Below are 25782 nucleotides of genomic sequence, written 5' to 3'. Positions count from 1 at the left end.
CGGACTCACTTGAGGATGGCGCCGCGCGCCGTGGACGAGAGGTGGTTGGCGTCCCCGAGGAAGCTCGCGGTGTAGCCCGCGTTCAGGACCAGGGCCACCAGCTGCGAGGCGGCGTTGCAGGTCGCGACGCCCACCGCGTTGGTCGGAGCGACGCACACGACGTTGGCGCCGACCTTGAACTCGACCGGTACGCCGGCGAGCGGGCTGCCACCGGCGGTGACCGTGACCCGGAGCTGCCCCAGGGGCAGGCCCAGCGGGGTCAGGGAGACCACCGCCGCCTCGGCCTTCACGGCCGTCGCGCGCTTGGCGACGGTCACGCTGCGGACCGTGGAGGTGCTGCCGCTGTGGGTCGGGCTGCCGTTGTAGACAGCCTTCAGCTGGTGGGCACCAGCGGTCAGGGCGGCCGTGTCGAGCGAGGCCTCGGCGCTGCCACCGGCGACCGGTGCGACCGGGACGGACCCGATCGCCTGGCCGTCGGCGTAGAAGGTCACCGTGCCGGTCGGGACACCGAGGTCACCGGTGGCCGGCTGGACCCGGGCGGTCAGCCGCAGGTTGTCGCCGTAGGTGGTGACACCCGACGAGAGCGTCAGGTTGGTCGTGGTGGCGACCTTCGACACCGACTGGCCGATCTCGGCGAGCGCCGGGGCGAAGTGCACGTCGCCGGAGTACAGCGCCGTGACCGTGTGGGCGCCCGGCGTGAGGTCGTCGACCGCGGGGCTGCTCGCCTCGCCGTCCACGAGCTCGACCGCGTCGCCGACCGGCTGGCCGTCGACCGAGAACTGGACGAACCCGGTGGGGACGCCCGTCCCGGTCACCTGCGAGGAGACCGCGGCGTGGAACCGCACCTCGTCACCGACCTGGGCGTCGGCGTCGGTCGACGTCAGGTCGACGTCCACCCCGGCTGCCCGGACGGTCTGGGTGAGGATGTCGCCGCTGCCGGAGAAGCCCGGCTGCGGGGTGAACGCCGCGATCACCGTGTGGTCGCCGGGGTCCGGCGAGGCGAGCGTCGCGCTCTCGGCGACGCCGTCGGAGCCGACGGCGACCGGGTCGCCGAAGTCCTGGCCGTCGACCGAGAACTGGACGGTGCCCACGGGGGTCCCGTCACCGGCCGCGACCTGGGCGCGGAAGGTGATCAGCTCGCCGTACGTCGACGGGTTGGCGCTCGAGGTCAGCGTGGTCGTGGTCTCGACGACCGCGGAGCCCTCGATGACCGTGTGGCTGATCGGGCTGGACTCGCTCGACCGGTAGTCGTCGTCACCGGCGTAGCGGGCGGTGACCTGGTAGGAGCCGGGCGCCAGGTCGGAGACCTCGAGCACCGCGGAGCCACCGGACAGCGGCGCCGAGCCGATCGAGTCGCTGCCGGCGAAGAAGGTCACTGTGCCGGTCGGGGAGCCCGAGCCGGGGCTGGTCGCCGCGACGGTCGCGGTGAACCGGACCTCCTGGTCCTGCAGCGACGGCGACGGGTTCGCGACGAGCGCGACCGCGGTGTCGGCCTGCGTGACCTGCTGCTGGACCTGGTCGGAGTCGGTGAGGTACCGGGCGCTGCCCGAGTACGCCGCCGCCAGGGTATGCGATCCCGCGGTGAGCGAGGTCAGCGGCGCGAAGCTCGCCGAGCCGTTGGTCAGCGCGACAGGAGCACCGGTGGCGTTGCCGTCGACGAGCAGCTGGACGGTGCCGTCCGGCGTACCGCCACCGGGGGAGAGGACCGCGACGGTGGCGGTGAGGCCGACGGCCTCGCCGGTCACGGTCGTGTCGTCGGACGCGGTGAGGGTGACCTCGACCGCGGCCTTGCTGACGGTCACCGTCCTCGGCGAGGCCGAGCTGGGCCCGAACACGTCGTCGCCGGCGTAGGTCGCGACGACCGGGTTGCTGCCGACCGGCAGGTCGGTGACGGTCGTGCTCGCGGCACCGTTGGCCGCGACCGCCGCCCGACCGACCTCGTTGCCGTCGACCGTGAAGACCACGTCGCCGGTCGGGGTGCCGGTGGCCGTGGAGACCGTGGCGCCGAGGGTGACCGGCTGGCCGAAGACCGCACTGGACGGGTCGACGGTGGAGGCGGTCGTGGTCGGCCGCAGCGGCTCGCGGACCCGGAAGGTGACGGCGGCCGAGGTGCTGCCGACGTGGTCGCTGGTGCCGTTGTAGACCGCGACGACGGTGTGGTCGCCGAGGCCGAGCGTGGAGAGCGCGGCGCTGGTCGCCTCGCCGTCGGTCAGCGCGACGGCCGCACCGAAGTCGGAGCCGTTGACGCGGAACTGCACGGTGCCGCCCGGGTTCCCGCCGTGCGACGGGGTGACGTGGGCGTGGAAGCGGACCGGGTCGCCGATGGTGACGACGGACGGGTCGGCGCTGACCGTGGTCGACGTCGTGATGGCGCCGACGGTGAACGCGGACTGGGCGGAGGCGGCCTCGAGGCTCGCGCTGCCGGCGTACGACGCCGTGATGGTGGCGCTGCGCGGCGGGCCCGCGACGGCGATGGACGCCGACGCGACGCCGCTGGCGTCCGTCGTACCGGTCGTGGTGGCTCCTCCGGAGAGGGCGAAGGTGATCGTCTTGCCGACCACGCTGCCGCCCGCCTTGTCGACGAGCGTCGCCGACACGGTGGCGTTGGTGCCCTGGGCGGCGCTGACGTCGCCGGTGTAGGTCAGTGCCGAGCAGTTCTTCGGGGTCACCAGCACGGTGGCGGTGCTGGCCGCGCCACCGGCGGTGACGACGACGCCCCAGCTGCCGCGGACGCCGTCACGGCCGTAGCCGTCGGACTCGGAGGGTGCCTGCAGGGTGGCGGTGTAGTTGCCGCCCGCGGTGGTGGTCGTGGACGTCGTCGCCGAGGCGCCGGCGGTGACCGGCGACTTGTCGAGCGCGATGGCGACCGGGACGCCCGCGGCACCCGAGCTGAGCTTGCCGGCGATGGTGATGTCGCCGCCGGCGCAGGTGAGCGACGGCGTGATGCCGCTGGTCAGCGTGGTCGACGGGGCCGGGGTGCTGGCCGAGGCGAGCTTCTGGTCGAGGGTGAGCGAGCCGCCGTCGAGCGGGATCTCGAGCAGCAGGCGCCCTGCGTTGCGGTGGATCGGCGAGTACCACATCGTCGCCCGGGTGCTGCCGTCCGCGCTCTGCTCACGCGAGCGGCGCGTGTTCACGGTGCCCGCCGGGACGGCGATGCTCTCGTTGGCCACGGTCGTGGGGCCGGCGAAGGAGAAGTTGCCGTCGAAGGAGTCGGAGCCGGTGCCGCCGAGCGAGCCGGCGTCGTAGCTGAACCCACCGGTGTAGTCGACGGTGGTGTCGTTGATCCATGAGTTGCCGGCCTCGGTGGGGAACTGGATCAGCCGCCACCCGCGGCGCGGGTCCATCGAGAGGTTGATGTTGGCGGTGATGTTCGCCGAGATGATCGAGACCTGGGCCTTCGCGGCGAGCGCCTGGGCCTGGGTCTCCTTCAGCAGCGCGAGGTCCGAGCGCCGCATGAAGCGGGTGCCGGTCACGGTGCCGGAGAAGTTCGACAACGTGGCGTTGCCGACGCCGTCGACGGCCGCCGTACCGTTGCCGCCGGTGATCGTGCCGGTCAGGTTCAGCTTGTACGCCGGCTGGCCCTGGTAGTCCTCGACCCCGGCGACGGTGTAGGTGACGTTCTCGTTGATCGTCACGTTCGTGCCGTCGGCGGTGTAGTTGAACACCGTCGCGTAGGTCCACGACCACCCGGTGGTCCAGGCGGGCACCTCGTCGCCGGTCGCCTGCACGGCGCGTGCGGGGGAGCCCCCGGACGCGACGAGCGTGGCGACCACGGTCGCGAGGACACTCAGCCAGGCCATGCGGCGCTTGAAGGCGGTCGCCGCGCGATGGCGGTTTCCGGGCGGGGTAGGGCTGTCGATCGGCGCTGGGAGCATGCGTCACCGTCCCGTGAGGTGGGGGGTGCCACCCGAGAGGGACAGGCGCGGGAGCCTGCGTGGCGGAGGGAGTTCGGGGATTCAAGCAGGTTTGTGACGGGGCGCACACCGTTTTCTGAAAGAAGTTCACTTTTCTTTGCGAAGGGGTCGCTGGAACGACAGCGGTTGGGCACCGTCGCCCCGGGGTGCGTAACCTTGCTCCTTGTGGCTGGACCCGATTACGACGCCGAGATCAAGCAGCTGACTGCGACGATGCACACCATCGAGCAGGTCCTCGACCTGCCGAGGATGGAGCGCGAGATCGCCGACCTCGGCGAGCAGGTCGCGGCGCCGGACCTGTGGGACGACCAGGCCAACGCCACCCGCGTCACCGGGCGCCTGTCCGGTCTCCAGGGCCAGGTCGACCGGTTCCGGGGGCTCCAGCAGCGCATCGACGACCTCGCGGTCCTCGCCGAGCTCGCCGCGGAGGAGGCCGACGCCGACGTCCTGGCCGAGGCCGACGGGGAGCTGGCGCGGATCAAGAAGGCCGTCGAGGGTCTCGAGGTGCGCACGCTGCTCTCCGGCGACTACGACGAGCGCGAGGCCATCGTCACCATCCGCTCCGGCGCCGGGGGCGTGGACGCCGCCGACTTCGCCGAGATGCTGATGCGGATGTACACCCGCTGGGCCGAGCGCAACAAGTACCCCGTCGAGGTCTACGACGTCTCCTACGCCGAGGAGGCCGGCATCAAGTCGGCCGAGTTCGCGATCCACGCGCCGTACGCGTACGGCACCCTCTCCGTCGACGCCGGCACCCACCGCCTGGTGCGGATCAGCCCGTTCGACAACCAGGGCCGGCGCCAGACCTCGTTCGCCGCGGTCGAGGTCGTGCCCCAGCTCGAGGAGACCGACGACATCGAGGTCGACGAGAACGATGTGAAGGTCGACGTCTACCGCTCCGGCGGACCCGGCGGCCAGTCGGTCAACACCACCGACTCCGCCGTCCGGCTCACGCACATCCCGACCGGCATCGTGGTGACCTGCCAGAACGAGAAGTCGCAGCTGCAGAACAAGGCGGCCGCGATGATCGTCCTCAAGGCCAAGCTGCTCGCGAAGAAGAAGGCCGAGGAGGCCGCGCTCAAGAAGGACCTCAAGGGCGACGTCGCCGCGAGCTGGGGCGACCAGATGCGCAACTACGTGCTGAACCCCTACCAGATCGTCAAGGACCTGCGCACCGGCTACGAGACCGGCAACCCGCAGGCGGTGTTCGACGGCGAGATCGACGGCTTCCTCGAGGCCGGCATCCGCTGGCGCCGGGGCGCCGACAGCGCCGCCGACAACTGATCCCCGGCGGTCATCGCTCGAGCTCGGCGGCGTCGAAGATCACCTCGGCGCTGGCGAACGAGACCGCGGCGCCCAGCGCACCCAGCACCTCGCCGGCAAGCAGCAGCACGGCTGTGGTCGTGACGCCCAGGCTGCGCCATGCCCAGCGGGGGACACGGAAGGCCTCGTCCTGGCTTGCCACAAAGGCATTTAACTCGATCGACTTAGATCGGCAAAGCCTCCGGTGTGTTCAGCGCGGCACGACCGGGCGCGACGCCCGGCTCGCCGCGCTCCAGCCGAGCCGGTTGCGGGCCCGCACCTTGAGGACCCACCGACCGCGGGGGAGGGCCAGTGCGATCCGGTGCGTGCTGCGCGCCAGGACGCGCGTGGCCCGCGGGGCCAGGGTTCCTCCGACGTACCGACCGCTGGGGCCGACGCGGTAGGCCAGCACGCGGTAGCCGGTCACCGGCGTCCCGCCGGTGCGGGCCGGCGCGGCCCACCGGACGACGACGGTACGACGCCCGCCCCGCGCACCGGCGACGACCCGGGGTGCGCCCGGCGCACCCGGTCGGGTGACCGACGTGCCGCTCGGCGGCACCACGACCGGCGGGACGACCGGCGGCTGGTCCGTCGGCGGCGGGTCGTCCGCGCCGGTGCAGCCGGTGACGGAGAGCCGGTAGGTCCCGAGGCTGCCGTAGTCGCCGTACCCGCTGCCACTCCAGGAGGTGCCGGAGCCGATGCCCGACACGGTGACGTGGAACGGGCCGCCGCTCAGGGGCAGTGAGATGTTCGCGCCGAGGCCGGTGACGCCGCTGTAGGTGCGCACGGTGGTGGGCGTCGACGACTCGAGCAGGGCCCCGGTCGGGCCGCGGACCTCGAGCCCGATGTCGAGGTTCGGGCCGATGTCGGTCGGCACGGCACCGACGGTGACGGTGCCCGAGCAGTCGGTCAGGCTGTACCAGTCCTCGTCGTCGGGGCTGGTGATCACGGCACGTCCGCCGGCGCTCGACCTCAGCTGGGAGAAGGGGAGCGCCGTGGCGACGGAGTCCCCGGCCTCGTCGGGCCGCAGTGCCAGGCCGTTGGCCCGGACGACCGCGAGGTCGTCCTCGTGGTTGCTGGCGTTGGGGTACTCGCCCTTCGACCACTGGGTGATGCTGGAGGAGTACGGACTGCCCATCAGTGGTCCCCACAGCGAGGTGCCGCTGTAGTAGCCGCTCGACGTGCTGCCGTCGTGGGAGAGGCCCAGGGTGTGGCCGGCCTCGTGGCTTCCGGCCTCGGCGAGGTTCTTGGCCTTGTTGCCGAGCGAGCTCGGGAACACCCAGGCCGGGCTGCGGACCTCGCCGTTGGTGACCGAGTCGAACGTGCCGACCCAGGCGAGGCCGCCGCAGCCGCCGCACAGGGACGACTGCACCGCCGCGCCCGAGGTGAAGGCGACCCGCGTGCCGTACGACGTGTCGCCGGAGCTCGAGCGGAACAGGCCGCCCGCGGCCGGCTCGTCGGTGGTGACGTCCACGTCGAAGGGGGCGAAGTCCTCCGCCATCCGGGCCCAGACCTCGATGACCACCGAGCGCTCCGCGTCGGAGAAGGCGGCGGAGCCGTCGGTCGACCAGCCCGGGAAGAGCAGCGTGCTCAGGCCGTTGGCCAGCCAGAAGTTGGTGGACAGCAGCGAGCCGCCGTCGAAGTCGAGGTAGATGGTGCGTTGCGCGCCGGGGCGGCTGTGCAGGGTGAACGCCTCGCTCGGGGCGTACGTCGCGAGCGCCGTCGTCGTGGCGCGGCTGAGCGTGACCGGCGTGGGCGGGGGAGCGGGCCAGTCGTCGGCGACGAACCGGACCGTGTCCTCGCTGGTGCCCGAGGTGCCGGGCGCGAGGTCGTCGGCGGAGGCCGGGACGGCCAGGCCGCCGACGGACACGACGAGGCTGACGGTGGCGAGCACGGCCGTGCGCAGTCCGGGACGCAGCATGGGAGTCCCATCGGCGTGCCGGGTGGCGGGGTTGAGCCGGGACGGGGTCCCGAATCAGGAGGGCTGGACGGAGGCCGCCTCGGCGACCGCGACGCACCAGCGCCCCGCACGGCTGACCTGGTCGGCCTGGTCAGCCGCCACGCCGACGGTCAGCGTGCACGCCAGCCAGGCGTCGCCGAACAGCCCGCGGTAGGAGATCGTGCGCTGGTCGCCGGTGATGCAGACCAGGGCGGTCGAGGGGGTGCCGTAGGCGGGAGCGCCGGCCGGGGCGGTGCACCCCTTGCCCGCGGTGGCGGCCTCGACGAGGGCGCTCGCCCGCGCCGCCGCCACCGGCGGGGCGAACACCCAGGCGCGTGCCTCGGTGTCCTCGCCGGCGTAGATGCAGCCGTACTCGTGCGCCACGTCGCCCCCGGGCAGCGCTCCGGACTTCTCGCCGTTGCCGTAGGCGGTGACCTTCGCCTCGGTGCCGAGCGCCGCCTTGACGGCCTCGTCGGGCACCAGGTCGCAGAAGGGGGCGCGCTGCACCACGGCCGTCGTCGTGTCGAAGTCGGCGAGGTCGAGGGCGTCGTAGCTGGCCTTCTCGCGGTCGGGTGTGCGGTCTCCGGCCACCGTCACGCCGATGCCCACCGGCACGATCGTGAGGAGCGCTGCGAGACCCAGCGCGCGGACGACGGTCGACACGTCGATCCACACTAGAGGACGCCGCCGAATGTGACGCACACGCCCACAGGGGTCCGCTGGCGGCACAGGTCCGTCGCGTACCGTCTTGCCAGTGATTCGATTCGAGAAGGTCACCAAACGCTATGCCGGTCCGGGCCGTCCAGCGCTCGACCAGGTCACCCTGGACATCGACAAGGGGGAGTTCGTCTACCTCGTCGGACAGTCCGGCTCCGGGAAGTCGACCGCCCTACGGCTGGTCCTCCGTGAGCTGCGTCCGACCGGTGGCCGGGTCTACGTCGCCGGCAAGGAGATCAACCGGATGGCCGGGTGGAAGGTGCCCCGCCTGCGCCGCCAGATCGGCACCGTCTTCCAGGACTTCCGCCTGCTCCCCAACAAGACCGTCGCGGAGAACGTCGCCTTCGCCCAGCAGGTGATCGGCAAGTCCCAGCGCGAGATCAGCAAGGTCGTCCCCGAGACCCTCGAGCTGGTCGGCCTCAAGGACAAGGCCGACCGCATGCCCGACGAGCTGTCGGGTGGCGAGCAGCAGCGGGTCGCCGTGGCGCGCGCCTACGTCAACCGGCCGATGATCCTCATCGCCGACGAGCCCACGGGCAACCTCGACCCGCAGACCTCGGTCGGCATCATGAACCTGCTCGGCGACATCAACAGCAGCGGTACGACGGTCGTCATGGCCACCCACGACCACGGCATCGTCGACCAGTTCACCAAGCGGGTCATCGAGCTCGTGCACGGCAAGGTCGTGCGTGACGAGGCCGCCGGCAGCTACGGCTTCCAGCACCTCGACAGCCAGCCCGACGAGCAGGAGGGCTGAGCGATGCAGCTGCGCTACGTCTTCACCGAGCTCCGCACCGGCCTGCGGCGCAACCTGTCCATGCACCTGGCCGTCATCGTCACGCTCTTCGTGTCGCTGAGCCTGGCCGGCGTCGGCATCCTGCTCCAGCGCGAGGCCGACATCGCGACCGACCAGCTGGGCACCCAGCTGCAGATCCGGGTCAACCTCTGCACCGTCGACGACCCGTCCGCCAGCCCCAACTGCGCCGGCGGCGAGGTCACCGACCCGCAGCGCGAGCGCATCGAGTCCGAGATCGACGCCAGCGACGAGGTCGACTCCTTCCGCTTCGAGACGAAGGAGGAGGGCTTCGCCAAGGCCAAGGAGGACCCGACCATCCCGGACGTGGCCTTCGAGGGCGAGAACCCCGTCCTGACGCTGGACAAGTGGCCGGCGGCGTACTGGGTGACCCTGAAGACCCCCGACGAGGCCGACGGCATCATCAGCGCCCTGTCGGGCCTCGACGGCGTCTCCGGCATCGTCGACCAGCGCCAGACGCTGAGCCAGATCTTCGGGATCATGAAGGTCCTGAAGTACGGCTCGTGGATCGGCGCCGGCTTCCTGCTCTTCTCCGCGCTGCTGCAGGTCGGCAACACGATCCGCCTGGCCGCGCTGGCGCGCCGCCGTGAGATCGGCATCATGCGCCTCGTCGGCGCCTCGACCCTCTACATCGCGCTGCCCTTCCTGCTCGAGGCGCTGGTCACCGCGATCGTGGGTGTCGGCCTCGCCGCCGGGGCGCTCGCCGCCTTCCAGTACTGGGGTGTCGAGAACGGCCTCGCCGAGCACATCAGCTTCCTGCGCTGGGTCGGCTGGAAGGAGTACGGCGAGTCGCTCGTCTCGCTCTTCCCGCCGGGCATCGTGATCCTCGGTCCGGCGCTCACGCTGATCCCGACACTCCTGCTGACCCGGAAATACGTCAAAGTCTGATCCGCGGCCGTTACCGTCGAAGACGTTCACTTCCCCGAACACTGATTGGTACTACCGTGCGCTCCTTCCCCAGCGCCCCCTGGCTCCGCCGTACCCTCGACCGGCTGCCGGCATGGGCCCATCCCCAGTGGCTGGTGACGGCCGTGGCCGTCGTCGTGGCGATCGGCGGCCTCGCCGTCCCGCTGGCCCACGCCGACGACCGTGACGACCTGAAGCACAAGCAGGACCAGGTCAAGGGTCAGATCTCGAACGTCAAGGGCGAGATCCACGAGGCCAGCGCCAAGGTCGCGAAGATCTCGGGGCAGCTGCGCACGGCGCAGGGCCGGCTGACCACGGCGCGGACCCGGCTCGCCGGCGTCCGCAGCCAGCTCGCCGACGCCCGCAAGGTGGCCACCCAGCTCGCGGCGAAGCTCGCCACGGCCGAGCAGCGGCTGACCGTCGCCAAGGCCGAGCTGGCCGAGGCGGTGCGCGCCGCGCAGGAGCAGCACGACGTCAGCCGGGACACGCTGATCGAGATCGCCACCGGTTCGGACCCGCAGCTGTCGCTGCTCGCGGCGTACACCGACGGGCGCGACCTCGAGGACGTGATGGTCAGCCGTACCGCCCACGACCTGGTCGTCGGCCGGCAGCACAACACGCTCGTCGCGCTGATCGCCGCCGAGGAGCGGATGCAGCAGCGCAAGGACGAGGTGAAGAACGCCCGCGACGAGGTCGCCTCGGCCAAGCAGGAGGCCGACGCCCACGTCGCCACCGTCACCACGCTCGTGCAGCGGGCCGCGGCAGCCGAGTCGAAGGTCGCCACGCTGGTCCGGAGCACCGCGAGCGCCCGCGCCGCCGTGGTCCGTGCCCGCGCCGCCGACCGCGCCGCACTGCGCCGGCTCGAGGCCCGCGAGGCCCGGATCAAGCGCAAGATCCTCGCCCTGTCGCAGAGCCAGGGCGGCAGCTACAACGGCGACACCGGCGGCCTGCTCGCCAAGCCCGGGCCCGGGCCGGTCACGTCGCCGTACGGCTGGCGGATCCACCCGATCTACGGCTACTGGGGCCTGCACAACGGCATCGACTTCGGCACCGGCTGCGGCGCACGCCTGGTCGCCGGCGAGTCCGGCAAGGTGATCGACACCTACTACGACGAGATCTACGGCAACCGCCTCTACCTCGCCATCGGCCGGGTCAACGGTGCGTCGATCGTGCTGGTCTACAACCACATGACCAGCTACGCCGTCGGCGAGGGCGCGCACGTGCGCCGTGGCCAGACCGTCGGGTACTCCGGTTCCACCGGCTGGTCCACCGGCTGCCACCTGCACTTCATCGTGATGCGCAACGGCGAGGCGGTCGACCCGGCGCCGTACCTGTAGCCCGGCCGCAAACCCCGTTGCGCCGCTCTGGGAGAATGGACGCATGGCCAAGGGGAAGTCGGGAGCGTCCGGCAGCAAGGGGGACGAGGGCGGGCGCAAGCTCGTCGCGTCCAACAAGAAGGCGCGCCACGACTACCACATCGAGGACACCTTCGAGGCCGGCCTGGTGCTCCAGGGCACCGAGGTGAAGTCGCTGCGCCTGGGGCGCGCCAGCCTGGTCGACGGCTTCGTCGACATCGACCGCGGCGAGGCCTGGCTGCACGCCGTGCACATCCCCGAGTACGCCCAGGGCACATGGACCAACCACGCCGCCCGGCGCAAGCGCAAGCTGCTGCTCCACCGCGAGGAGATCGACAAGATCGAGCGCAAGGTCAGCGAGAAGGGCCACACGGTCGTCCCGCTCGCGCTCTACTTCGTCAAGGGCCGCGCCAAGATCGAGATCGGCCTCGCCAAGGGCAAGAAGTCCTGGGACAAGCGACAGGCCATCGCCGAGCGCACCGCCGACCGCGAGAAGGAAGAGGCCATCGGCCGCCGGCTCAAGGGCATGCGTGACTGAAGGCCAGGAGGTCCGGGCCTTCTGGCAGCAGCTCGGCCTGTCCGGGCTGATCGACCTCCACGTCCACTTCCTGCCGCCGCCGATCGAGCGCGCCGTGTGGGCGGTGTTCGACTCCGCCGGTCCGAAGATCGGCCGGCCGTGGCCGATCCGCTACCGCGACACCATCGAGGAGCGGGTCGCCCAGCTGCGGGACTTCGGCGTGCGTCGCTTCCCGACGCATCCGTACGCGCACAAGCCGGGTGTGGCGTCGTACCTCAACGAGTGGTCGCGGACGTTCGCCGAGACCGTGCCCGAGGTCGTGCGCTCCGCCACCTTCTACCCCGAGCCGGAGGCAGCCGGCTACGTCCCCGAGCTGATCGGCGACGGGGTGCAGATCTTCAAGATCCACCTGCAGGTGGGCGAGTTCGTCGCCGACGACCCGGTGCTCGACCCGGTCTGGGGCGTCCTCGAGGACGCCGGGACGCCGGTGACCGTGCACGCCGGATCGGGGCCCGTGGGCAACGCCTTCACCGGCCCGGACTCCGTCGCGCGGCTGCTGCGCCGCCACCCCCGGCTGTGCCTGCTCGTCGCCCACATGGGGGCGCCGGAGTACGAGGACTTCCTCGTCCTCGCCGAGCGGTACGACAACGTCCACCTCGACACCACGATGGTGTTCACCGACTTCTTCGACCAGGACGCGGCCTATCCCGCCGCGCTGGTGCCGCGCTTGAAGGACCTGCAGCCCAAGGTGCTGCTCGGGTCGGACTTCCCGACGATCCCGTACCCCTACCAGCGTCAGCTGGAGGGCCTGGCCCGACTGGACCTCGGGGACGACTGGCTCCGGGACGTGTGCTGGCACAACGCCGTACGACTTCTGGCAAGGGATTGAAAAGGCAAGCTCTTGGATGCGAGGGGTTCCCCTCGCCGGGTGTGCGTGCTGGAGTGGTCGGTCCTGTCCCACTCCTGAGGAGAACCATGCGTGCTCGTCTCCCGATCCTGGCCGGCGCCATCCTTGCCGGTCTCGGTCTCATCGCTCCTGCGCCCGCGACCGCCAGCACCGGCGGAACAGCGGACGGCGACGCCCACCCGAATGTCGCCATGATCGCCTTCTACGACGCCGACGGGCGCTTCCGCTGCTCGGCGACGCTGATCAGCCCCACCGTGCTGGTCACGGCCGCCCACTGCACCGACGGCACGCTCGGCCGGACACTGGTCACCTTCGACAGCGTGATCGCCGAGGCGCCGCCGTCCCCGCTGCCCGTCGCCCAGGACGTCACCGCCGGCTACACCGCCGACGAGCTCGCTGCCGCGGGCTACCTCTCCGGCACGGCGTACACGCACCCGCAGTACAGCGACTTCACCGACCTGGACAACTGGAACGACGTGGGCGTGATCGTGCTCGACGAGCCGGTCGCCGGCATCGCCACGGCGCCGCTCGCCGGCGTGCACGCAGCGGACGCCATCAAGCAGCCGCGCAAGACCATCTTCCGCGCGGTCGGCTACGGGACCGAGGTGCGCCAGGCCGACTCCGGCCCGCAGAAGCCGACGCCGATGAGCTACCCGCTGATCCGTCGCTACGTCGACGTCCCCGGCCAGAAGATCACCCCCCAGGTCATCCAGGTCAACGGCAACGAGAACGACCCGTTCGGCACCGGCGGCACCTGCTTCGGCGACTCGGGCGGCTCGCTGTGGCTCGACGGCAAGGTCGTGGGCGTCACGTCGTACGGCCTGACGCAGAACTGCCGCTACATCGCGGGCTTCCAGCGCATCGACATCCCCGTCGTGGCGGACTGGCTGGCCGGCTTCCTGACCGACTGACTGGCCGACTGAACCGTCCAGGAGCAGCTGCGCACCGGCCCATCGGTTATCCGGTGGGCCGGTGTGGTCCCCGCCCGGTAGACTGGACACACAACTCAAGAGGGGCTGATCGGTTTCGACTTGGGACGTTTGTTCCAGGGGAAGCGGGTCGAGAAGCCAGCGTCATCTCGTAAACGATCGCTGGAAACCAATAACTGCCAACGCTAAGCGCAGTTCCTTCGCTCTCGCCGCCTGAGCGGTGATCGAAGCGTCTGACCGGGCATCCGTCTCCGTCCCGGACCCAGACGTCATCCAGGAGACTTGCTGATCCGCTGCTGTCAGGGCGGTTGATCGGGACTCAAACCTGACTGGGCCTGTCGGCGACGTGTCTGTGCGAGCGCCGGGGCCGAGAAAACGCCAGCACGGACTGCACCCGGAGAAGACCTGGCTCGACGCTCGAGGACCGGGGTTCGATTCCCCGCAGCTCCACGCACAACCAGCCGGGCCGGTGGCGACACCGGCTCCAGCCCTCTTGAAGCAGACCCTCCCCGGCCTCGCCGGGGAGGGTCTGCTGCTGTGTCGCCGGGCCAGCGTGTCCGCCGCGGGCGTGCTCCTCCGGCGGGGATGATGGGGCCACCGCAACGGAGGCGACATGACACTCAAGTACCTGGGCTCGAAGCGTGTGCTCGTGCCCGTGCTGGGTGAGCTGTTCGCCGCGAGCGGCGCGACCACCGCCCTCGACCTCTTCACGGGGACGACGCGGGTGGCGCAGGAGTTCTGCCGGCGGGGCGCGCACACGACGGCGGTGGACCTGTCGACGTACTCCGAGGTGCTGGCGCAGTGCTACGTCGAGGTCGACGCCGCGACGGTCGACCGGGACGAGGTCGCCGACGCGCTCGACCACCTCGCCTCGCTGGCGCCGGTGCGGNGAGCCGCTACTTCCACCCGAGGAACGGCGTGCGGATCGACGCGATCCGCGAGGGCATCGACGAGCACTACGGCGACAGCCCGCTCCGCCCCGTCCTGCTGGCCAGCCTGCTGGCCGCGGCCGACGCCGTGGACTCCACGGTGGGCGTGCAGATGGCGTACCTGAAGAAGTGGGCGCCGCGGGCGCTCAACGACCTGCGGCTGCGGGTGCCCGCGTTCACGCCGGGCACCGGGCGGGCGGTGCGCGGGGACGCGACGGAGCTGGTGCACGAACTGCCGGCCGTCGACCTGGCCTACCTCGACCCGCCGTACAACCAGCACCGGTACTTCACGAACTACCACGTCTGGGAGACCCTCGTGCGCTGGGACCGGCCCGAGCACTACGGCGTCGCGTGCAAGCGGGTCGACAGCCGCGACCCGGCCACGAAGAGCGTGTTCAACGCCAAGCGGGAGATGCCGGCCGCGCTCGCGCAGACGATCAAGTCGGTCAACGCCGACGTGGTCGTCGTGAGCTTCTCCAACGAGGGCTACGTGCCGCTGGCGGACCTCATCGAGATGTGCCACGCGCGGGGCAACCCCGTCGAGGTGCTGGCCTTCGACTCCAAGAGGTACGTCGGCGCGCTGATCGGGATCTACAGTCCCTCCGGCGACAAGGTCGGCAACGTGTCGCACACGCGCAACACGGAGTACGTCCTGCTGTCCGGTGACGCGGACCGGATCGGCGCGATGGCGGAGCAGGTCCTGCACGGGGCGTCCTCGTAGGTGCCACGATGGGGCCATGGCGAACGAGCCCCTCATGGACCTCACCCCTCGGCTGCGCGGCAGCCTCGCGATGGGCGCGTCGGCGTACGGCGCCGCGACGATCGGCGCCGCCGCCCTCGGCGCGTTGGCGCTCGGCGCCGTCGCGGTGGGCGCGGTGGCCATCGGCAAGCTGATGCTGGGCGAGGGGCAGGTGCGCAAGCTGGTGATCGACGAGCTCGAGGTGAAGGTGCTGCGGGTCGGCACGGTCGAGCCGCTGGCCTGAGCAGCCCGTCCCGCTGTCGTGGGAGTTTCACCGGCCGGCCGGTGTTTCTCCCGCACCTGGACGACGAAACTCACGCCTGGACGAGGAAACTTCGTCGTCCAAGCGTGAGTTTCACCGGCCGGCCGGTGAAACTCCCGCCCGGCGAGTTGGGGACGCCGGACGGCTGTTCCTGATGATTGCCCGCCGCTCGAATCCCGCTTGTAAGGTGTCCTGTGTCATGCGCGGGAGATCCCGACGATGCGCAGATGCGCCGCAGGACGTCGACACTCGAAACTCGAGGATCTTTTTCATGGACTACAAGGTTGCTGACCTGAGCCTGGCCGACTTCGGCCGCAAGGAGATCGAGCTCGCCGAGCACGAGATGCCCGGCCTGATGGCGATGCGCGCCCGCTACGGCGCGGACCAGCCGCTCAAGGGCGCCCGGATCGCCGGCTCGCTGCACATGACCATCCAGACCGCCGTGCTCATCGAGACGCTCGTCGCGCTCGGCGCCGACGTCCGCTGGGCGACCTGCAACATCTTCTCGACGCAGGACCACGCCGCCGCGGCCGTCGTCGTCGGCAAGGACGGCACCGTCGACGCCCCCGCCGGCACCCCCGTCTTCGCCTGGAAGGGCGAGACCCTCGCGGAGTACTGGGACGAGGCCGAGAAGGTCTTCGACTTCACCGACGCCGACGGCAACCGCATCGGCCCCAACATGCTCCTCGACGACGGTGGCGACATCACCATGCTCGTCCACCTCGGCCTCGAGTACGAGAAGGCCGGCGTCGTGCCGGGCCAGGACTCGACCGACAACGAGGAGTTCAAGGAGGTCCTCCGGGTCCTCGCGCGCTCCGTCGCCAACGACCCCACCCGCTGGACCACCATCGCCGCGGGCATCAAGGGCGTCACCGAGGAGACCACCACGGGCGTCCACCGCCTCTACGAGCGCTTCAAGGAGGGCTCGCTCCTCTTCCCGGCGATCAACGTCAACGACTCGGTCACCAAGTCGAAGTTCGACAACAAGTACGGCTGCCGCCACTCGCTGATCGACGGCATCAACCGCGCCACCGACGTCATGATCGGCGGCAAGGTCGCGGTCGTCTGCGGGTACGGCGACGTGGGCAAGGGCTCCGCCGAGTCGCTGCGCGGCCAGGGCGCCCGCGTCATCGTCACCGAGATCGACCCGATCTGCGCGCTGCAGGCCGCCATGGACGGCTACGAGGTCAAGCGCCTCGACTCCGTCGTCGAGTACGCCGACATCTTCGTCACCACCACGGGCAACTTCGACATCATCAACGTCGAGCACTTCCAGAAGATGAAGAACCAGGCCATCGTCGGCAACATCGGCCACTTCGACAACGAGATCGACATGGCCGGCCTGGCGAAGATCCCGGGCATCGTCAAGGACGAGATCAAGCCCCAGGTCCACCAGTGGATCTTCCCCGACGGCAAGAAGGTCATCGTCCTCTCCGAGGGCCGCCTGCTGAACCTCGGCAACGCGACCGGCCACCCGTCGTTCGTCATGTCGAACTCGTTCACCAACCAGGTGCTGGCGCAGATCGAGATCTTCACCAAGACCGACGAGTACGAGGTCGGCGTCTACGTCCTGCCCAAGCACCTCGACGAGGAGGTCGCCCGCCTGCACCTCGACGCCCTCGGTGTCGAGCTCACCGAGCTGACCAAGGAGCAGGCCGCCTACATCGGTGTCGACGTCGCGGGTCCGTACAAGCCGGAGCACTACCGCTACTGAGCACCACCCGGGTCTGACCCACGGCAGCCCCCGCACCCCCTACCGGGTGCGGGGGCTTTCCGCTGTTCGGGGACGTTGTGTATGACCATCTTGGTATGGTCACTCGCGACGGATCGGGACAGGAAGACGGGACATCTCATGGGTCTGATCTCGGCGGCACAGGCCGCCGTCAGTGGTGTCATCGCCGACCAATGGCTCGAGTACTTCAACTGCGAGGCGTTGCCTGAGAACCTCTTGGCCGTGAGGGGCCGCAAGTGGCTCAACTCGCGGGGCAAGGTGGTCTCCGGGAGCGACAACGTCATCTCCAACGGCTCGAAGATCGCCGTCGCTGACGGGCAGTTCATGCTGATCGTCGAGCAGGGGCGCATCCTCGACTACTGCGCCGAGCCGGGGGAGTACGTCTTCGACCTGGGCTCCGAGCCCTCCCTGCTGGGCGGCGGCGACCTCTCTGACAACCTCACGGCTGCGCTCAGGAACACCTGGGAGCGTTTCAAGTTCGGCGGTCAGCCCGGCAAGGACGCGCGGGTCTACTTCTTCAACACCAAGGAGCTGTACGGCAACCAGTACGGCACACCCAACCGGGTTCCGTTCCGAGTCGTCGACGCCAACATCGGACTCGACGTCGACATCGCCATCAGGTTCTTCGGGCAGTACTCCTACCGGATCGTCGACCCCCTTCTCTTCTATGCCAACGTCGCCGGGAACTTCCCCGCGGTGTTCCCGCGAGCGCAGATCGAGGGCCAGCTCAAGACCGAGCTCCTCGACGCGCTCCAGCCGGCGGTGGCACGGATCTCGGCGCTCGGCATCCGCTACTCCGCGCTCCCGGGGCACACGACCGAGATGGCCGCAGCGCTCAACGACATCCTGTCGCCGAAGTGGCGGCAGCTGCGTGGGATCGAGATCGTCTCGTTCGGCGTCGCCTCGGTGACGGCGAGCACCGAGGACGAGCAGATGATCAAGGAGCTGCAGCGCAAGGCGGTGCTACGCGATCCGACGATGGCGGCTGCCACCATCGTGGACGCGCAGGCTGCGGCCATGCAGGTGGCCGCGGGCAATGACGCCGGAGCCGTGGTGGGGTTCGCCGGACTGGGCCTGGCGCAGGGTGGTGGGGCCGGCATCAACCCGGGCCAGCTGTACGCACTCGGCCAGCAGGCCGCGTCGCCCGGTCAGGTGCCCCCTCCGCCTCCACCTCCGCCGGCTGCGCCCGCGCAGGCCGTCGGCTGGGCCTGCACCTGCGGCGCGACCAACACCGGCAAGTTCTGCGCGGACTGTGGCACCCCGAAGCCCGTGGGGGCGCCGCAGTACCAGTGCGACAAGTGCGGCTGGGTGCCGCCCGACCCGACCAGGCCCTCGAAGTTCTGTCCCGAGTGTGGCGACGTCTTCGACGACGGCGACGTCATCTAGAACCAGGAGACCCCAGCAATGGCGAAGTACGTCCTCCAGCCCAACGAGGCTCCGATCCTCACTGCCACCGGCGTCCGCGGCGGTGACGGGTTGATGAGCGCCTTCACGGACGAGATCGTCCTCACCAACCTGCACCTCATCTGGCTGCGCAAGGGCATGATCGGCAACGTCAAGAACATCGAGTACTTCCCGCTCGCCCTCCTCAAGGTGATCGACGGGCGGGCGCAGGCGCTGCTGACCAAGAGCCGCAACGGGATGGACCAGCTCGAGCTCTTCTTCCAGCATGACCAGAAGGCCTTCGGTTTCCAGACGGGCGGCAAGCGCGAGATCAACGAGTGGATGCGCGCGATCAACCGTGCGGTCACTGGCGACGAGCTGCCGCCCGAGGCGACTTCCTCGAGTGGTGTGTTGCCGGGCGCCAAGGCCGCGGCCGAATCCCTCATGGGTGCGGTCCGTGACCGCGCCCAGCGTGCGAAGCGTCCGACGCTCGGCCAGGTGCCAGCCGCGCCGACCGCCATGGCTTGCCCGGGCTGCAGCGCGCCGCTGTCGGGGCTGAGTGGCACCGTCGTCCGGTGCGGCTTCTGCGGCACGGAGTCGACGCTGCGCTGACCTTGCCCGTACCCGGCGGGCCCGGCTCCTAGGATGGGTGACATGACCCCCTCCGCCGGCGCGCCGTACTCCACGAAGGGCCGCGTCCTCGTCGTCGACGACGACGCCCCGCTCGCGGAGATGCTCGGCATCGTGCTGGGGCAGGAGGGCTTCGAGAGCAAGGTGTGCCCGCGGGGCGACATCGCGCTGGCGGAGTTCCGCGACTACCGGCCCGACCTCGTGCTGCTCGACCTGATGCTGCCGGGCAAGGACGGCATCGACGTGTGCAAGGAGATCCGTGCGGAGTCCGGCGTACCCATCGTCATGCTGACCGCCAAGGGTGACACCGTCGACGTGGTGGTGGGCCTGGAGTCGGGGGCCGACGACTACGTCGTGAAGCCGTTCAAGCCCAAGGAGCTGGTCGCCCGCATCCGGGCCCGGGTACGACGCACGGAGGCGGTGCCGCCCGAGACACTCGCCATCCGCGACCTCCAGATCGACGTGGCCGGCCACTCGGTGACCCGCGGCGGCGCGGAGATCCCGTTGACGCCACTGGAGTTCGACCTGCTGCTCTGCCTCGCGCGCCGGCCCGGCCAGGTGCTGACCCGGCAGGTGCTGCTGGAGGAGGTGTGGGGCTACCACCACGCCGCCGACACGCGCCTGGTCAACGTGCACGTCCAGCGGCTGCGGTCGAAGGTCGAGCACGACCCGGAGCACCCCGAGATCGTGCTGACGGTGCGCGGCGTGGGCTACAAGGCCGGCTCTGCGTAGCCGGGTCTGGGCGATGCTGCGCGACCTGTGGACCCGCATCGCCCCCGCGGTACGACGAGCGCTGACCTTCTGGCGTCGCTCGATCCAGGCGCGGGTGGTGGCGAGCACGGTCGTCCTGTCCGCGGTGATCGTCAGTGGCGTCGGCTGGATCCTGCTGCAGCAGACCCGGCAGGGGCTCCTCGAGCACCGCGTCGACGTCGTGCTGGGCGAGGTCGACGCCGAGATGGGTGACGCGCGCGACCGGCTCGAGGCCGCGTCGGGGCGTGAGGTCAACGTCGGCCGGCAGCAGCGCGACCTGGTCGACCCGATCATCGACCGCGGCACGAGCCGCGGCTACAGCGTGGTCCTGGCCGGCCCCGAGGGCGAGGACATCCCCCTGCGCGAGGGCGGTGGCGAGTACACCAGCGGCCTCGACCTGGTCAGCGTGCCGGAGGACCTGGAGGCCCACTTCGACGGTGTCAGCCGCACGACGGCCTGGACCTACACCGACATCGTGAGCCACCCGGGTGGCGACGACGACGCCGACGTGGAGTCCGTGCCGGGCATCATCGTCGGCTCGCAGGTCCAGCTGCCGTCCGACGGCAAGACCTACACGCTCTACTACCTGTTCCCGCTCACCGAGGAGCAGGAGACGCTCGGCCTGGTGACCCGCGCCCTGCTCACCGCGGCCGGCCTGCTGCTCGCCCTGGTCGCCGGGCTGACCTGGCTGGTGACCCGGCAGGTGGTCACGCCGATCCGGATGGCGCGCCAGGTGGCGGAGCGGCTGGCGGCGGGCCGGCTGCAGGAGCGGCTGCAGGTCACCGGCGAGGACGACATCGCGCGCCTGGCGTACTCCTTCAACCAGATGGCCACCAGCCTCCAGCGCCAGATCCGGCAGCTCGAGGAGCTGAGCTGGGTGCAGCGGCGCTTCGTCTCCGACGTCTCCCACGAGCTGCGCACTCCGCTCACCACGGTCCGGATGGCCTCGGACCTGATCCACGACGCCCGCACCGACTTCGACCCCGCGACCGCCCGGGCGGCGGAGCTGCTCCAGGCCGAGCTCGACCGCTTCGAGAGCCTGCTCGTCGACCTGCTCGAGATCAGCCGGTTCGACGCTGGCGCCGCGGTCCTGGTGCCCGAGGACGTCAACCTCGACGACGTCGTCAACCGGGTCGTGACCGCGGCGCAGCCGCTGGCCGACCAGCGGGGCGTGCGGGTGGTCGTCGAGCACCCCGACGACCCGGTCCGCGCGCAGGTCGACAGCCGTCGCGTCGAGCGGATCCTGCGCAACCTCGTCACCAACGCCATCGACCACGCGCTCGCCGACGACCCGACCGAGGTGGTCGTGGTCCGGCTCGCCTCCGACGACGAGGCGGCGGCGATCACCGTCCGCGACCACGGCATCGGCCTGGCGCCCGGCGAGGCGGCGATGGTGTTCAACCGGTTCTGGCGCTCCGACCCGGCCCGCGCACGCACCAGCGGCGGCACCGGCCTCGGCCTCGCGATCGCCCAGGAGGACGCGCACCTGCACGGTGGGTGGCTGCAGGCGTGGGGGAGAACCGGCCAGGGCGCGCAGTTCCGGCTGACCCTGCCGCGCCACGAGGGCATCACGCTGCGGCACAGCCCGCTGCCCCTCATCCCGGGCGACGCCGTGTCCTCGGAGGCCGCGGTCGTGGCGGCGCCGGACACCGTCGTACCGACCCGGGAGGTGGAGCGATGAGACGATCCGCGATCGCTGCCCTCCTCGCCGCGGGAACGCTCCTGCTCGGCGGCTGCGTCTCGCTGCCCACCGACGGGCCGATCGTCGACAGCGACGTCATCGACGTCGACTCGCCGCGGCAGGCCAGCGACATCGATGCCCGGCCGCCCGTCGCGGGCGCCTCGCGGTCCGACGTCGTCAGCGGGTTCCTCGACGCGATGACGGCCTGGCCGGTACAGATCAACGTGGCCAAGAAGTACCTCACCGAGCAGGCGGCCGCGGGCTGGAACCCGGAGCGGGAGACCGTCGTCTACAGCGACGCCCCGCTGTCGCCGCGGGAGACCGGGAACACGGTCGACGTCCAGCTCGGCGCGGCCGACGCGCTCGACGGCGCGGGCGCGTGGCGGGGCGCGCTGGGCGGCGGCGACCTCTCGCTCGAGTTCCGGGTCACGGTGGAGGACGGCGAGTTCCGGATCGCCGACCCGGCCGACGCTCTCGTCGTCCCCGCGAGCTGGTTCCAGCAGCGCTACCGGCAGGTCTCGTTGTACTTCTTCGACCCGATCGCGCAGATCCTGGTGCCGGAGCCGGTGTTCGTCCCGCAGGGCGACCAGCTCGCCACCAGCCTCGTGGCGGGACTGCTCGGGGGCCCGCCGCCGCAGGCCCGCGGCCTGGTCCGCACGTTCGTGCCGACCGGGCTCTCGGTCGGGCTGTCCGTGCCGGTCGACGACCGCGGCGTCGCCGACATCAACCTGGTGGGCGACGCGCCGCGGATGACCGCGGAGGAGTCCGAGCTGATGCTGGCCCAGCTCGCGTGGACCCTGCGCCAGGACCCGGACATCTCCGCGCTGCACGTCACCGTGGGCGGCGAGGAGCTGCCGATCCCGGGCGGCGCCTCGCAGTTCCCGATCGACGGCGGCGACGCCTTCGACCCGGCCGGCAGCAAGGCGACCACGCTGCTGTTCGGCCTCAGCCGCGGCCGCCTGGTGTGGGGCAGCTCGGGCAACCTGGTGCCCGCGACCGGCCCCTTCGGCGACCTCGACTCCGACCTCGACTCCGTCGCCGCACGCCCCGACGCCGCGGTTGCTGCCGCCGTCGACCAGGACGGGCACCGGGTCCGCACGGCGTCCGTCCGTGACGCCACCGGTACGGCGCTCGCCGACACCGTCCTCAGCGGCGGCACCTACGCGCGGCCTTCCTGGGACTTCGCCGGACGGCTCTGGGTGCTCGACCGTCGGCGGGGCGGTGCGCGGGTGCTGGTCGTCGAGGACGGCCGGGCCCGCGAGGTCGCCGTCGAGGGCATCACCGGCCGGGACGCCCGCGCGCTGGTCGTCTCCCGCGACGGCACCCGCCTGGTCGCCGTCGTCGCGACCTCCGCCGGCGACGAGGTCGTCGGTGCCCGGGTGCTCATCAACGGTCGCGGCCGGGTCGCGCGCACCCGCTCCCCGTTCCTGGTGCGCAGCGCCGAGGGCACCCGCATCGACGACATCACGTGGACCAGCCCGATCCGTGTCGGCCTGCTCACGGCCACCGCGCCCGGGTCGCTCTACGAGGTCGACGTGGTCGCTGCCGACGGCGCCTCGGTCGGCGTCGACGTGCTCTCGACGATCGTCTCCGGGCGGCTCCTCGGCCTCGCCGGCGCGCCGTCCGACGGCACCCCGATGTTCGCGGTCTACGGCGAGCGGTACGTCGACATGGTCGACCAGTCCGAGTACTCCGCCGAGGTGCTCCCGCTGACCCAGCTCGACTACGCCGGCTGAGCCTCTCCACAGGCCACCCGGCCGCGTTTGCCCCGGGGCCAACGGGTTGGTGGAGTGGGGCGATGCCGCTGCTGCAGGACCTCGCCGAGGGCTTCGGCGACCTCGTGCTCGGCTCGGCCTGCGTGGGCTGCGAGCGGCCCGGTCGCGCGCTCTGTGGGGGCTGCCTCGCCGGCCTGCCTGCCGAGGGCGCCGTGCACTGGCCGAGCCCGCCGCCGGCGGGCCTGGTGCCGCCGTACTCCCTGGGGGCCTACGACGGGGTGCTCCGCGCCCTCGTCCTGGCCCACAAGGAGCGGCGGGTCCTGGCCCTCGCCCGGCCGCTCGGCGCGCTGCTCGCCCGCTCGCTGACCGCGGCGCTGGCCGACGTACCGGTGGCGGGAGCGGTGGTGCTCGTCCCGGTGCCCTCGCGCCCGGGCGCGGTTCGCCAGCGCGGCCACGACCCGACCCTGGCGATGGTGCGTGCGGCCGCCGTACGCGTGCCGGGGGAGCGGGAGGTGGCGGTCGCCCGGCTGCTGCGCGTGCGCCCGGGCGTCGTCGACCAGGCGGGCCTCGACGCGGCGGCTCGCGCGAGGAACCTCGGCGGCTCGATGGCCCTCTCGGGCACCGCCGTACGACGACTCGCCCGGCGGCTCCCGCGGGCCCGGCTGGTCGTGTGCGACGACGTGCTGACGACCGGCGCGACCCTCCGCGAGGCGCAGCGCGCGCTCGAGTCGGCGGGACTCCCGGTGCTCGCCGCGGCCACGGTGGCGGCCACGGCCCGCAAGGGACGAGGGCCCAACTTCGGGTGAAGCCTTTCGTCGTCACCGGCGACGGACTAACGTCTTGTCATGGAGTCCGCCCGGGTCCGTGGTTGCGCCGCACAGGCAGGGCAGAAGCCCTGCCCGGTGCGGCAAGCCGATGCCAGTCGCAGGCGAAACGGTCCACGTAAGTCGGCCCTCGGGTCGACGATCACGGTGCGGCTTAGTCGTAAGTCCTGCCTCGGACCGGACGTCAGATGCGTCCGTCTCCGGGAGAAGGCCGTGAGTGGCAAGAAGCTGCGGATGCCTCAGCAGGCGGGTGTGGGGGCGAAGACCAGGTCGGCCGGGCGGACTCCATGCCTGTCTGGCGTGTCCATCTCGGTGGGCACGCCTCTCTCACGTCCCGCTCAGCAATGGCGGGAGAACCCATCACCGAATCCCCTTGGAGGTAACTGATGGATGTTGTGGTCACCGGACGGCACTGCGAGATCTCGGACCGGTTCCGAGAGCACGCCGCGGAGAAGCTCACCAAGCTGGAGAAGCACGATCACCGGATCATCCGGGTGCACGTGGAGGTGGATTGCGAACCCAATCCCCGCCAGCACGACCACAGCGTCCACGTGGAGCTCACGGCCTACTCCAAGGGGCCGGTGATCCGCGCCGAGGCCGCCGCCGACGACAAGATGGGTGCGCTCGACCTCGCCCTCGACAAGATGGCCTCGCAGATGCGCAAGGCCGCCGACCGCCGCCGGGTGCACCGCGGCCGTCGTACGCCCGTCTCGGTGGGCCGCGCCCTGTCCGACGTCCCGGTCGAGGGCCTCGAGGTGGAGGTCGAGGCCGAGGAGTCGATCGAGCGCCAGGTCGGGCCGATCACCGTGACCGGTGACGGGCCCCTGGTGGTCCGCGAGAAGACCCACCCGGCGACCCCGATGACCCTCGACCAGGCGCTCTACGAGATGGAGCTGGTCGGTCACGACTTCTACCTGTACGTCGACAAGGAGAGCGAGCGCCCGGCCGTTGTCTACCGCCGTCGTGGGTACGACTACGGTGTGATCTCGCTCGAGGTCGACGTCCAGGGAGGGTGACCAGGAGATGATCCCCCAGCCGATCGGGCGGCTGCCACGCCACGCGGTTCTGGTACGCCGCGGCAATCCGTGGTCCGGTTCTGCCATGATGCCCGTGTGGCGAGTGGGACTTCGCCGGCAGCCGCAGGACCTGGACACCCTGTGAGCGAACCGGTACGCGTGGTCGTTGTCGACGACCAGGAGCTGTTCAGGCGTGGCCTGACCATGCTCCTGGGTCTCGAGCAGGGCATCGAGGTGGTGGGTGAGGCGAGCAGTGGCGCCGAGGGCGTGACGCTGGTCGTCGGCACCGTCCCCGATGTCGTGCTGCTCGACGTCCGCATGCCGAAGCAGTCCGGGATCGAGGCGTGCGTCGCGATCAAGGAAGCCGTGCCGACGACCAAGATCATCATGCTGACGATGTCCGACGACGAGGCCGATCTCTACGAAGCGGTCAAGAGCGGTGCCTCGGGCTACCTCCTCAAGGACTCCTCCATCGAGGAGGTGGCCCAGGGCATCCGCGTCGTCGCGGACGGCCAGTCGCTGATCAGCCCGTCGATGGCGGCCAAGCTGATCGACGAGTTCAAGACGATGTCGAAGCCGGAGCGCACGGCCGGCCCCGCGCTCAAGCTCACCGAGCGCGAGCTCGAGGTGCTGCGCCTGGTCGCGCGCGGGCTGAGCAACCGCGACGTCGCCGGGCAGCTGGCGATCAGCGAGAACACGGTCAAGAACCACGTCCGCAACATCCTGGAGAAGCTCCAGCTCCACTCCCGGATGGAAGCGGTCATGTACGCCGTGCGCGCCAAGCTGGTCGATCTGGACTGACGGTGTCGGCGGGCCTCCGT

Annotated in this window: 22 protein-coding genes, 1 other RNA gene and 1 pseudogene; 20 read left to right on the top strand and 4 right to left on the bottom strand. The window is 71.0% G+C overall.

Translation table 11 applies throughout. The annotated features are described in order from the left end of the window. Positions 1–5: 5 nt before the first annotated feature. On the bottom strand, positions 6–3800 hold the full coding sequence (locus tag ASE20_RS19275) for a beta strand repeat-containing protein (protein ID WP_056896171.1): 3795 nt from the start codon (positions 3798–3800) through the stop codon (positions 6–8). Between the two features lie 279 nt (positions 3801–4079). Here ASE20_RS19275 and prfB point away from each other — a divergent pair, with 279 nt between their 5' ends. After that, on the top strand, positions 4080–5198 hold the full coding sequence (gene prfB, locus ASE20_RS19270; protein WP_056896170.1) for a peptide chain release factor 2: 1119 nt from the start codon (positions 4080–4082) through the stop codon (positions 5196–5198). Between the two features lie 10 nt (positions 5199–5208). On the opposite strand, the gene ASE20_RS24840 is transcribed toward prfB, so the two are convergent. Genes ASE20_RS24840 through ASE20_RS19260 form a run of 3 tightly spaced genes read right to left on the bottom strand, consistent with a single transcriptional unit; the run spans position 5209 to position 7818 of the window. Further along, positions 5209–5379, bottom strand: a complete 171-nt coding sequence (locus tag ASE20_RS24840) for a hypothetical protein (protein WP_157538705.1) — start codon at positions 5377–5379, stop codon at positions 5209–5211. 48 nt (positions 5380–5427) lie between these two features. After that, positions 5428–7137 carry a hypothetical protein gene (locus ASE20_RS19265; RefSeq protein ID WP_056896169.1) on the bottom strand — a complete coding sequence of 570 codons (1710 nt, stop codon included), beginning with the start codon at positions 7135–7137 and terminating at the stop codon, positions 5428–5430. Positions 7138–7191: 54 nt separating this feature from the next. Next, positions 7192–7818, bottom strand: coding sequence for a hypothetical protein (locus ASE20_RS19260; protein ID WP_157538704.1), 627 nt, complete (start codon positions 7816–7818; stop codon positions 7192–7194). 91 nt (positions 7819–7909) lie between these two features. Here ASE20_RS19260 and ftsE point away from each other — a divergent pair, with 91 nt between their 5' ends. The 19 genes and pseudogenes from ftsE to ASE20_RS19175 all read left to right on the top strand — a co-directional run bounded on the left by ftsE (position 7910) and on the right by ASE20_RS19175 (position 25762). Beyond that, the gene (ftsE, locus tag ASE20_RS19255) at positions 7910–8629 is read left to right on the top strand and encodes a cell division ATP-binding protein FtsE (RefSeq protein WP_056896167.1); all 720 of its coding nucleotides are present in this window, start codon (positions 7910–7912) and stop codon (positions 8627–8629) included. A gap of 3 nt (positions 8630–8632) precedes the next feature. Continuing rightward, the gene (gene ftsX, locus ASE20_RS19250; RefSeq protein ID WP_056896166.1) at positions 8633–9574 is read left to right on the top strand and encodes a permease-like cell division protein FtsX; all 942 of its coding nucleotides are present in this window, start codon (positions 8633–8635) and stop codon (positions 9572–9574) included. Between the two features lie 56 nt (positions 9575–9630). Beyond that, positions 9631–10929 carry a M23 family metallopeptidase gene (locus tag ASE20_RS19245; protein ID WP_056896165.1) on the top strand — a complete coding sequence of 433 codons (1299 nt, stop codon included), beginning with the start codon at positions 9631–9633 and terminating at the stop codon, positions 10927–10929. Positions 10930–10972: 43 nt separating this feature from the next. Next, positions 10973–11485, top strand: a complete 513-nt coding sequence (gene smpB, locus ASE20_RS19240) for an SsrA-binding protein SmpB (protein WP_056896164.1) — start codon at positions 10973–10975, stop codon at positions 11483–11485. Then, complete coding sequence (locus ASE20_RS19235) at positions 11478–12353, top strand: amidohydrolase family protein (RefSeq protein ID WP_056896163.1); 876 nt, start codon at positions 11478–11480, stop codon at positions 12351–12353. The genes smpB and ASE20_RS19235 overlap by 8 nt, the downstream gene beginning before the upstream one ends. Positions 12354–12439: 86 nt before the next feature. After that, a complete protein-coding gene (locus tag ASE20_RS19230) occupies positions 12440–13282 on the top strand; it encodes a S1 family peptidase (protein ID WP_056896162.1) in 843 nt (280 codons plus the stop codon). A 101-nt stretch (positions 13283–13383) separates the two neighbouring features. Continuing rightward, positions 13384–13753: a transfer-messenger RNA gene (gene ssrA, locus ASE20_RS24445) on the top strand. 160 nt (positions 13754–13913) lie between these two features. After that, positions 13914–14189, top strand: a pseudogene (locus ASE20_RS26075) (DNA adenine methylase); the annotation flags it as partial. Positions 14190–14218: 29 nt separating this feature from the next. After that, entirely contained in the window at positions 14219–14950 is a 732-nt protein-coding gene (locus ASE20_RS26070) for a DNA adenine methylase (protein WP_200952869.1), read from the top strand. Between the two features lie 16 nt (positions 14951–14966). Further along, positions 14967–15212: a hypothetical protein gene (locus ASE20_RS19220; RefSeq protein WP_056896161.1), complete on the top strand. Its 246-nt coding sequence runs from the start codon at positions 14967–14969 to the stop codon at positions 15210–15212. A gap of 289 nt (positions 15213–15501) precedes the next feature. Then, entirely contained in the window at positions 15502–16944 is a 1443-nt protein-coding gene (gene ahcY / locus ASE20_RS19215) for an adenosylhomocysteinase (RefSeq protein ID WP_056896160.1), read from the top strand. Positions 16945–17082: 138 nt separating this feature from the next. Next, positions 17083–18348 (top strand): SPFH domain-containing protein, encoded by a 1266-nt coding sequence (locus ASE20_RS19210; protein WP_056896159.1) that lies wholly within the window; start codon positions 17083–17085, stop codon positions 18346–18348. Positions 18349–18366: 18 nt separating this feature from the next. Further along, complete coding sequence (locus ASE20_RS19205; protein ID WP_056896158.1) at positions 18367–18957, top strand: hypothetical protein; 591 nt, start codon at positions 18367–18369, stop codon at positions 18955–18957. A gap of 42 nt (positions 18958–18999) precedes the next feature. Next, positions 19000–19707, top strand: a complete 708-nt coding sequence (mtrA, locus tag ASE20_RS19200; RefSeq protein WP_056896157.1) for an MtrAB system response regulator MtrA — start codon at positions 19000–19002, stop codon at positions 19705–19707. A 13-nt stretch (positions 19708–19720) separates the two neighbouring features. After that, complete coding sequence (mtrB, locus tag ASE20_RS19195) at positions 19721–21406, top strand: MtrAB system histidine kinase MtrB (protein WP_056896156.1); 1686 nt, start codon at positions 19721–19723, stop codon at positions 21404–21406. Then, positions 21403–23142 carry an LpqB family beta-propeller domain-containing protein gene (locus tag ASE20_RS19190; RefSeq protein WP_056896155.1) on the top strand — a complete coding sequence of 580 codons (1740 nt, stop codon included), beginning with the start codon at positions 21403–21405 and terminating at the stop codon, positions 23140–23142. The genes mtrB and ASE20_RS19190 overlap by 4 nt, the downstream gene beginning before the upstream one ends. 62 nt (positions 23143–23204) lie before the next feature. Then, positions 23205–23927: a ComF family protein gene (locus ASE20_RS19185; protein WP_056896154.1), complete on the top strand. Its 723-nt coding sequence runs from the start codon at positions 23205–23207 to the stop codon at positions 23925–23927. Positions 23928–24331: 404 nt separating this feature from the next. Further along, positions 24332–24961: a ribosome hibernation-promoting factor, HPF/YfiA family gene (hpf, locus tag ASE20_RS19180; protein ID WP_056896153.1), complete on the top strand. Its 630-nt coding sequence runs from the start codon at positions 24332–24334 to the stop codon at positions 24959–24961. Positions 24962–25102: 141 nt separating this feature from the next. After that, positions 25103–25762 carry a response regulator gene (locus ASE20_RS19175; protein WP_225869244.1) on the top strand — a complete coding sequence of 220 codons (660 nt, stop codon included), beginning with the start codon at positions 25103–25105 and terminating at the stop codon, positions 25760–25762. Positions 25763–25782: the final 20 nt, after the last annotated feature.

The sequence above is a fragment of the Nocardioides sp. Root240 genome (genome assembly GCF_001428825.1).
In the GTDB taxonomy this organism is placed as follows: domain Bacteria; phylum Actinomycetota; class Actinomycetes; order Propionibacteriales; family Nocardioidaceae; genus Nocardioides.
Note: the sequence above shows the minus strand (reverse complement) of the source record. Positions and strands in the feature narration are given on the sequence as shown.

Bases quoted from the DNA above. Each gene is read 5' to 3' on its own strand.
- ASE20_RS19185 (WP_056896154.1), top strand. From the start codon at position 23,205: ATGCCGCTGCTGCAGGACCTCGCCGAGGGCTTCGGCGACCTCGTGCTC.
- hpf (WP_056896153.1), top strand. From the start codon at position 24,332: ATGGATGTTGTGGTCACCGGACGGCACTGCGAGATCTCGGACCGGTTC.
- ASE20_RS19230 (WP_056896162.1), top strand. From the start codon at position 12,440: ATGCGTGCTCGTCTCCCGATCCTGGCCGGCGCCATCCTTGCCGGTCTC.
- ASE20_RS19220 (WP_056896161.1), top strand. From the start codon at position 14,967: ATGGCGAACGAGCCCCTCATGGACCTCACCCCTCGGCTGCGCGGCAGC.
- smpB (WP_056896164.1), top strand. From the start codon at position 10,973: ATGGCCAAGGGGAAGTCGGGAGCGTCCGGCAGCAAGGGGGACGAGGGC.
- mtrB (WP_056896156.1), top strand. From the start codon at position 19,721: ATGCTGCGCGACCTGTGGACCCGCATCGCCCCCGCGGTACGACGAGCG.
- ASE20_RS19265 (WP_056896169.1), bottom strand. From the start codon at position 7,137: ATGCTGCGTCCCGGACTGCGCACGGCCGTGCTCGCCACCGTCAGCCTC.
- ASE20_RS19210 (WP_056896159.1), top strand. From the start codon at position 17,083: ATGGGTCTGATCTCGGCGGCACAGGCCGCCGTCAGTGGTGTCATCGCC.
- mtrA (WP_056896157.1), top strand. From the start codon at position 19,000: ATGACCCCCTCCGCCGGCGCGCCGTACTCCACGAAGGGCCGCGTCCTC.
- ASE20_RS19205 (WP_056896158.1), top strand. From the start codon at position 18,367: ATGGCGAAGTACGTCCTCCAGCCCAACGAGGCTCCGATCCTCACTGCC.
- ASE20_RS19275 (WP_056896171.1), bottom strand. From the start codon at position 3,800: ATGGCCTGGCTGAGTGTCCTCGCGACCGTGGTCGCCACGCTCGTCGCG.
- ftsX (WP_056896166.1), top strand. From the start codon at position 8,633: ATGCAGCTGCGCTACGTCTTCACCGAGCTCCGCACCGGCCTGCGGCGC.
- ASE20_RS19190 (WP_056896155.1), top strand. From the start codon at position 21,403: ATGAGACGATCCGCGATCGCTGCCCTCCTCGCCGCGGGAACGCTCCTG.
- ahcY (WP_056896160.1), top strand. From the start codon at position 15,502: ATGGACTACAAGGTTGCTGACCTGAGCCTGGCCGACTTCGGCCGCAAG.